This is a genomic window from Rothia sp. HMSC072B03 (assembly GCF_001809565.1).
Lineage (GTDB): Bacteria > Actinomycetota > Actinomycetes > Actinomycetales > Micrococcaceae > Rothia > Rothia mucilaginosa_A.
In genome coordinates, this window is sequence record NZ_KV797963.1 from 94,940 (window position 1) to 102,538 (window position 7,599).

General features: G+C 64.4%; 5 protein-coding genes and 1 tRNA gene. 1 reads left to right on the forward strand and 5 read right to left on the reverse strand.

The window, feature by feature from the left end; translation table 11 throughout:
- Positions 1 to 306: 306 nt before the first annotated feature.
- The 5 genes from HMPREF2630_RS00580 to HMPREF2630_RS00600 form a co-directional block, all read right to left on the reverse strand.
- Positions 307 to 379, reverse strand: a tRNA-Asn gene (locus HMPREF2630_RS00580).
- Between the two features lie 242 nt (positions 380 to 621).
- A complete protein-coding gene (gene dnaG / locus HMPREF2630_RS00585) occupies positions 622 to 2,733 on the reverse strand; it encodes a DNA primase (protein WP_049344351.1) in 2,112 nt (703 codons plus the stop codon).
- A 91-nt stretch (positions 2,734 to 2,824) separates the two neighbouring features.
- On the reverse strand, positions 2,825 to 3,991 hold the full coding sequence (dusB, locus tag HMPREF2630_RS00590) for a tRNA dihydrouridine synthase DusB (protein WP_049332838.1): 1,167 nt from the start codon (positions 3,989 to 3,991) through the stop codon (positions 2,825 to 2,827).
- A 255-nt stretch (positions 3,992 to 4,246) separates the two neighbouring features.
- Complete coding sequence (locus HMPREF2630_RS00595) at positions 4,247 to 5,224, reverse strand: GNAT family N-acetyltransferase (RefSeq protein ID WP_049332840.1); 978 nt, start codon at positions 5,222 to 5,224, stop codon at positions 4,247 to 4,249.
- 215 nt (positions 5,225 to 5,439) lie between these two features.
- Positions 5,440 to 6,819 carry a glycine--tRNA ligase gene (locus HMPREF2630_RS00600; RefSeq protein WP_049344349.1) on the reverse strand — a complete coding sequence of 460 codons (1,380 nt, stop codon included), beginning with the start codon at positions 6,817 to 6,819 and terminating at the stop codon, positions 5,440 to 5,442.
- A gap of 233 nt (positions 6,820 to 7,052) precedes the next feature.
- On the opposite strand from HMPREF2630_RS00600, the gene HMPREF2630_RS00605 reads away from it, so the two are divergent.
- On the forward strand, positions 7,053 to 7,268 hold the full coding sequence (locus tag HMPREF2630_RS00605) for an RNA-binding S4 domain-containing protein (protein ID WP_005508828.1): 216 nt from the start codon (positions 7,053 to 7,055) through the stop codon (positions 7,266 to 7,268).
- Positions 7,269 to 7,599: the final 331 nt, after the last annotated feature.

The window sequence follows — 7,599 nt, forward strand, 5'->3', positions numbered from 1 at the left end:
AGCGGGGTGACGGTTTTTCCGAGCGCGCGAGGAAGTAAAAAACCGTTATCCCGCCGAGGGCGTAAGCCCGAGGGCCTGGAGTAGGCGCCCCAGCGCCTGCGTATGGCGGAGTGGTTACTGGTTCACGGCTTAGAGGGAACGTTCCGACTGGACTCGAACCAGCGAGGCGAAGATTTTCCGAGCGCGCGAGGAACCAAAAATCTTTGCCTCGCCGAGGGCGTAAGCCCGAGGGGTTACTGGTTCGAGCCAGAGGAACGTATATAGCAAGAACCCCGGAACTTCGTTCCGGGGTTCTTGCTATATCTGCTCCCCCGACTGGACTCGAACCAGTAACCCTTCGATTAACAGTCGAATGCTCTGCCAATTGAGCTACGGGGGAATATTTTGTTTTCGTTGCGCGGTTTCCCTTGCAACGAGTAATAACTATACCGGGGGTCTCGGGGCTCCGCAAGCCGAAATATGATGAAGTGCATCACATTTCGTGGTGGCGGTGCGGAATCGTCCGCAGGGCGCCCTGCGGACCTCCGAGCTACGCCTCTGCCCCGTCGTCCCCTTCCCCATCGCGCCGCATCGGGGGGGGGCGAAGATGACACGCGGTCATAGGCGCGTTGGGCTGCGAGTTTAGGCGCGCTGGGCTGTGAGCTGACGGCGGCGCATCTCGAGCTCGAGGAGTTGCCGCTGCACGGCCTCGTACTCCTCATCGTCCGGGTTGGCGCTCAGCTGCTCCAGGCGCATCATCAGGTCGGACTTCTGGCGGGCAATCTGCTGCTCGAACAGGGCGTTGAGCGCGCCGGTCACGAAGCCGGGCAGGCGCTCAGCACTGCTGACCGGTAGCGGTGAGACGGCCAGCTCCGCGATGGCGGGGTGAACCCCCTCCACCGCGCCGGAACGCACGCAGTTAATCCACTCGATACCGGGCGTGGGCGCCATGACGGTTGCGGCGTGAATAATGCCGGCAGCCACCTCTCGGTGGGTGCGGTAGCGGAACTGCACGGTGGCGAGGTTACGCCACTGCTCCACGCTGATGAGCTCGGGGTGCTGCAGGGCAATCTCCAGGGCGGCCTTTTCGAGGCGCGCGACCGGGTCGTTAGGGTCGGGGGTGAGGAACTCCTCCGCGGCGGGGGCGCCCTGAGCGGCACCCGGTTCCGCGCCGTTCTGCCCGCCCTGAGCCTGCCCACCCTGAGCCTGCGCGTAGGGGGTGCCGTAGTTGGCGGCGGGAGCGGGCGGATGCGCGGCGGCGTTGTAACCCGCGTAGGCGCTCTGAACCGGATACTCCTCGGGCGGGGGCGCGTCGTAGCCGGGGTCGTAGGGCGCATCCGCGGGGTACGGTCCGGCGGGGCCGCGCTCGGGCAGACGCTCGTAGCGGGGCGCCGCGGGGGTCTCTTCCCGGTAGCTGCGCTGGGTTTTGGGGTGGTTCTGCGCGTACGCCACGGCGCGCTGAATCTCGTCCAGCTCCAGGCCGAGCTGACCCGACACCTTGCGCATGTAGGCAGGGCGCAGGTCGCGGTCCTTGATACCGGCAATAATCGGGGCGATAGCGCGCATCGCCAGCACACGGCCCTCCAGGGTTGCCAAATCGTACTTGGCGAGGGTCGTGTCAATGGCGAACTCGAAGAGCGGGCGACGCGAGGCAATCAGCGAGCGCACGGCGGCGTCCCCCTTGTGCAGGCGCAGGTCGCAGGGGTCCATGCCGTCCTCGGCCACCGCCACGAAGGTCTGCGCGACGAAGCGCTGGTCCTCCTGGAACGCGGCCATGGCGGCCTTCTGGCCGGCGGCGTCACCGTCAAAGGTGAAGATGACCTCTCCGCCGGAGCCGTCGTCGGTAATCATGCGGCGCACCATCTTGATGTGGCCGGGACCGAATGCGGTGCCGCAGGTGGCAACGGCGGTGGTGACGCCCGCCAGGTGCGCGGCCATCACGTCCGTGTAACCCTCCACGATGACGACCTGCTTCTTCTTGGTCATCTCGCGTTTGGCCAGGTCAATGCCGTAGAGCACCTGGGACTTCTTGTACAGCTGCGTCTCGGGGGTATTGAGGTACTTGGGGCCCTGGTCGTCGTCGAAGAGGCGGCGGGCGCCGAAGCCGATGGTCTCCCCCGCGATGGTGCGGATGGGCCAGATGATGCGGCCGCGGAAGCGGTCGTACAGGCCGCGGTTGCCCTCGGAGAACATGCCGGTCGCCTTCAGCTCCTCGTCGGTGAAGCCCTGGGAGCGAAGGTGCTTGAGCAGGTGGTCCCAGCCGCGCGGCGCGTAGCCCACGCCGAAGTGGCGGGTGGCGGCGGGGTCGAAGCCGCGGGCGCCAAGGAAGCGTTGCGCCTCCTGCGCGTCCGGCGAGTAGAGGTTGCGTTCGAAGAACTCGGCGGCAATCTTGTGCGCGTCGAGCAGGCGGCGACGCATACCCGCCTCGTAGCGGTCGCCGGGCTTACCGCCCTCATAATGCAGGGTGTAGCCGATGCGGGCGGCCAGGCGCTCCACCGTCTCAACGAAGCCGGTGTGTTCCATCGCCATGACGAAGGAGTACACGTCACCGGATTCACCGCAGCCAAAGCAGTGGTACGAACCCACCTGCGGGCGCACGTTGAAGGAGGGCGTGCGCTCGTCGTGGAACGGGCACAGGCCCTTGTACGTGCCGATACCCGCGCTTTTGAGGCTCACGTAGCCTTCAATGATTTCGCGAATATCGGTGCGGGCACGTACTTCGTCGATGTCTTCTTTGCGGATTAATCCAGCCATGAACTCAATTCTACGGTGGTGATGCGTGAGCCCCGGGGACGACCCCGGGGCGGGTTGGCTGAGGGTTCAGCCGCGATGGTTCGGACGGGGTTTAGCCACCCGAGATGTCGAGCTCAGCCTCCACCAGCCCCAGACGCTCAGCATCGCCCAGGATGCGCGAATCCAGCCAGCCATCGGGCAAGTGCGGCTGCTTGGGGCTGCCGGCGCGACCTCGAGAGCCCTCCACGGCGGCGCCGGGGTAGCCGATGGTGTGGTCGAGCTGGGCCAGCAGCTCGCGGAAGGTCGCCAGGTCGGGCACCTGCGCCATCTTGGCGCGTAGCTCGCCGCCGACCGGGTAGCCCTTGAAGTACCAGGCCACGTGCTTGCGGATCTCGCGCAGGCCGCGGGTCTCGTCGCTGAAGGTCTCGACCAGCAGCTCGGCGTGGCGGTAAATCATGTCGGCCACTTCCGAGAGGGTGGGGCGCACGCGCTCTGGGGAGCCCTCGAAGGCGTTCTGCAGGTCGCCAAACAGCCACGGGCGACCCTGGCAGCCGCGACCAATCACGACGCCGTCCACGCCGGTCTGCTCAACCATGCGCACCGCATCCTCAGCGGAGAAAATATCGCCATTACCCAGAATCGGCACATCCGGAATCAGCTCACGCAGCTGCGCAATAGAATCCCAGTCAGCCTTACCCGAATAATGCTGAGCCGCAGTACGACCGTGCAGGGCAATCGCCGCGACACCGGCATCACGCGCGATCTTGGCGGACTCCAAGAACGTAATATGGTCATCGTCGATGCCCTTACGCATCTTAATAGTCAGCGGAATATCGTTGCGGGACGCCTCCTTCACCGCGGTCTGCACAATCGCAGTGAACAGGTCAGTCTTCCAGGGCAGAGCGGCACCGCCACCGCGGCGAGTCACCTTAGGAGCCGGGCAGCCAAAGTTCAGGTCGATATGGTCGGCACGGTCCTCTTCTACAACCATGCGCACAGCCTTGCCGACGTTGACCGCGTCAACGCCGTAAATCTGAATGGAACGAATCTTCTCGTCCGGGTCGTGCTCGATGATGCGCAGGGACTCGGGCTTGCGTTCCACGAGGGCGCGCGCGGTCACCATTTCGGTCACGTACAGGCCGCCACCGTATTCGCTGCAGAGGCGGCGGAAAGCCTTATTGGTCACGCCAGCCATCGGGGCGAGGACCACGGGGGTGTCAACGGTCAGTTTGCCCAGCTTCAGGGGCGGAAGAGTCAGACGGGGTGCTTCAGAATTCACCCCTATATTGTGGCATACGGGGGCAAATCGGGAACCGGACTCAGCTGACGGGGTACAGAGCTATCGGGGTACGGCGGCACAGTACAGCAACACAGTACGGCGGCACGGCACAGACTTAACAATGGTGGTGAGGCGCAGGCACGCGAAAGGGGCGGGAGAGTATTCCACTCCCCCGCCCCTCCTGAGCAAGAACCAGCCGGCAGGCTCGGTGCCGAGAATATACTCGGGAATATACTCGGGAACCTACCCGAGAACCTACTCGGTCACGTAAATATAGGTCGGGTCGCCCTCCACCGAGGCGGTACCGGCGCGCAGCAGCACGTCGGTCACCTGAACCAGCGCCTCCATGGAGTCGTCGACCTCCACCGTCACCGGGTACTTAGCGCTCAGCAGGGACAACACCTGCATGATGGCCTCCACGGCGCCCTCGTTCTCGAAGTCGTAGCCCAGCAGCAGCTCGGTTGCGGTGTTCTCATTCACCAGGGCCGCCTCCGGGTCGGTCTCGAAGGGATGGTAGCTCACGGCGAAGGCCACGATCGGGCCCTTCTTACCCTCTGCGGCAGCCTCACGAATGTGGTCGCGAAGCACCACGGCGCCAAAAGCACGCACCTCATCCGAGAGGAAGTAGCGGTTCACCGTGCCCATACCCACCTCAGCGGGAACATCCCACTGATGCGAGCGGCGGTAGAACTCCCAGAGGGCGGCGGTTAGCTCCACCGAGCCGGTCGCCAGGTCCTCAATGGCCTGGGTTTCGTTGCCGTCGGCGTCCTCGCGCAGAGACACCGGAGGAATCGCCCCCGGCTCCACGCGCACCATGCGGGAACGCTGAATCAGCTTCATGCCGGTCGCCTGCGCGAACTCCTCACCGTCACTAAACGGCGACAGCTTCACGCGCAGAGCAGTCGTCTGGCCATGCGCCGCGGCCACCTCTCGCAGGGCGTCCATCAGGGCGGTGCCGATGCCCTGGCGGCGGTGGTCTGCCGCCACCTCAATGTAGGACCACAGGCGAGTCGGATGCAGGGTCGAGGCCACCACCGAACCGGCGGCAATCGGCACGCCGGATGCGGTCACCACCAGGGTGCGGCTGAACGGGCCGTCCGTGTCGGGGCCAAAGAGGCCACGCTGGCGCTCCTCAACCTCATTGCGGGCAGAGTTCCAAATCTCAAGCAGGGCAAGGTCATCGCCCTCCTGCCAGGGGCGAATCTCAAATTTTTCGCTGAGGCGTTCTGCCATGTCTGTATGCTCTCCTTCACCTATACCCGTACGTGCCTGAGCCGCCGACGGGTTCCAAGCCGCGGCCCGCCCCGTCCGGCGTGACGACCCGCACTATCGCGTCTAACCAGGGTAGCCTAAATATACTGCGGCGGGTAGCCTCTTTCGCTCTCAGAGGCTACCCGCCGCAATGTAATGGTCAGCGGTTCGCGGGAATACTCCGCCGCGGGCCGGTACTAGCCGGCCAGGTGTGCAGCCAGGTAGGACTTCACCTGGTCCAGGGCCACACGCTCCTGGCTCATGGTGTCGCGTTCGCGAATGGTCACGGCCTGATCCTCGAGGGTGTCGAAGTCCACGGTGATGCAGAACGGGGTACCGATCTCATCCTGGCGGCGGTAACGGCGACCAATAGCGCCCGCCTCGTCGTAGTCCACGTTCCACAGGCCGCGCAACTCCTCGGCCAGCTTGGTTGCGGGCTCGGACAGCTCCGCCTTCTTGGACAGCGGCAGCACCGCGGCCTTGACCGGTGCCAGGCGCGGGTCGAGCTTCAGCACAACGCGCTTGTCCACGCCGCCCTTGGTGTTGGGGGCTTCGTCCTCAACGTATGCGTCGACGAGGAACGCCATCATGGAGCGGGTCAGACCGAAGGAGGGCTCAATCACGTAGGGCACGTAGCGTTCGCCGGTGGCCTGGTCGAAGTACTCAAGCTTCGCGTTAGAGTGCTCATTGTGCACGCCCAGGTCGTAGTCGGTACGGTTCGCAACGCCCATGAGCTCGCCCCACTCCGTGCCCTGGAAGCCGAAGCGGTATTCGACGTCGATGGTGCCAGCCGAGTAGTGTGCACGCTCTTCCTTGGGGACGTCGAAGCGGCGCATGTTGTCCGGGTTAATGCCCAGGTCAACGAACCAGTTCCAGCAGTCCTCAACCCACTCGTTGAAGTACTTGTCAGCCTCGTCCGGGTGCACGAAGTACTCGATTTCCATCTGCTCGAACTCACGAGTACGGAAAATAAAGTTACCGGGGGTGATCTCGTTACGGAAGGACTTACCGATCTGGCCGATACCGAACGGCGGGCGCTTGCGGGAGGCGGTGACCACGTTGTTGAAGTTCACGAAAATGCCCTGAGCGGTCTCGGGGCGCAGGAAGTGCAGGCCCTCCTCATTATCGACCGGGCCCAGGTAGGTCTTCATGAGGCCGGAGAAGTTCTGCGGCTCAGTCCACTCGCCACGAGTACCACAGTTCGGGCAAGCAATCTCTTCCATGCCCTCGGCGGGGCGGCCCTTCTTCGCCTCGAAGTTCTCCAGCAGGTGGTCCTGGCGCAGACGCTTGTGGCAGGAGAGGCACTCGACCAGCGGGTCGGTGAAGGTCGCGACGTGACCGGACGCCTCCCACACCGCGCGGGGCAGGATGACGGAGGAGTCCAGGCCGACCATGTCCGCACGGGAGCGGACGAAACGCTGCCACCACTGCTGACGGATGTTTTCCTTCAGCTCCACGCCGAGGGGACCGTAGTCCCATGCGGAGCGGGAACCGCCGTAGATTTCACCGGCCTGGAAAACAAAGCCGCGGCGCTTTGCGAGCGCAATAACGTTATCGAGGGTGGACTTTTCAGCCATAGTTACTCCTTCTGCCCCGCCACCGGCTGTGGCGTGCGTGAGTTCGGGTTGATGGGGGGCGCTACCCAGAACGGGGCGCCCGGTGTTCGCGCTCATCGGCGCAATATGCACACTTTTTGATGCAAGACACCAGGGTACCATCACCAACCCGCCCCTGGGTATGCCTACCCGGCCCACCACTCCCCCATTTTTGCCAGGCACCAGGATGCACTTGGCGGGATAAACTAGAGAGCATGGAAGAAATTTTTATTCGCGACGACATGATCCGCCTCGGCCAGTTCCTCAAGCTCGCCAACCTCGTAGAGGACGGCGCGCAGGCACGCGAGGTCATTCAGCACGGCCTGGTCAAGGTCAACGGCGACATTGAAGAAGCACGCGGCAAGCAGCTGCACCCCGGAGATACCGTGACGTTCAACGGCGTGACCGTGAAGGTCGCGCACGAGGACTAGTCCTCTCTCTGCTTGGTTAGAGCTACAGGCGAGGGGCAGTGACCGTCCTCGTTCCTCTCCCCCGGCCCAAGGAAGCAGCCGGTGCGCACCTTCCTACGCTCCTACAGGGGAACCTACCCTCTCGGGCGCTCCGCTCTCTCCTTGCTTCGCTGCGGAGAGCACCCGAGAGGGTACCCTGATGTCGCTTCCGGAAGGTGCACCGGCACGCTCCGGCAGCGGGGCCGAGAGCGGCTACCCGGAAAACGCGGCCGCACCCGCACAGTACCCCAGCGAGGAAAGGCGGTATCGTCCGAACGTGACATCAGGGTGCCCGAAGCGAAGCGAGGGCGGG

Coding starts and splice junctions, on each gene's coding strand:
- dnaG (WP_049344351.1), bottom strand. CDS start 2,733: ATGGCTGGATTAATCCGCAAAGAAGACATCGACGAAGTACGTGCCCGC.
- HMPREF2630_RS00595 (WP_049332840.1), bottom strand. CDS start 5,224: ATGGCAGAACGCCTCAGCGAAAAATTTGAGATTCGCCCCTGGCAGGAG.
- HMPREF2630_RS00600 (WP_049344349.1), bottom strand. CDS start 6,819: ATGGCTGAAAAGTCCACCCTCGATAACGTTATTGCGCTCGCAAAGCGC.
- HMPREF2630_RS00605 (WP_005508828.1), top strand. CDS start 7,053: ATGGAAGAAATTTTTATTCGCGACGACATGATCCGCCTCGGCCAGTTC.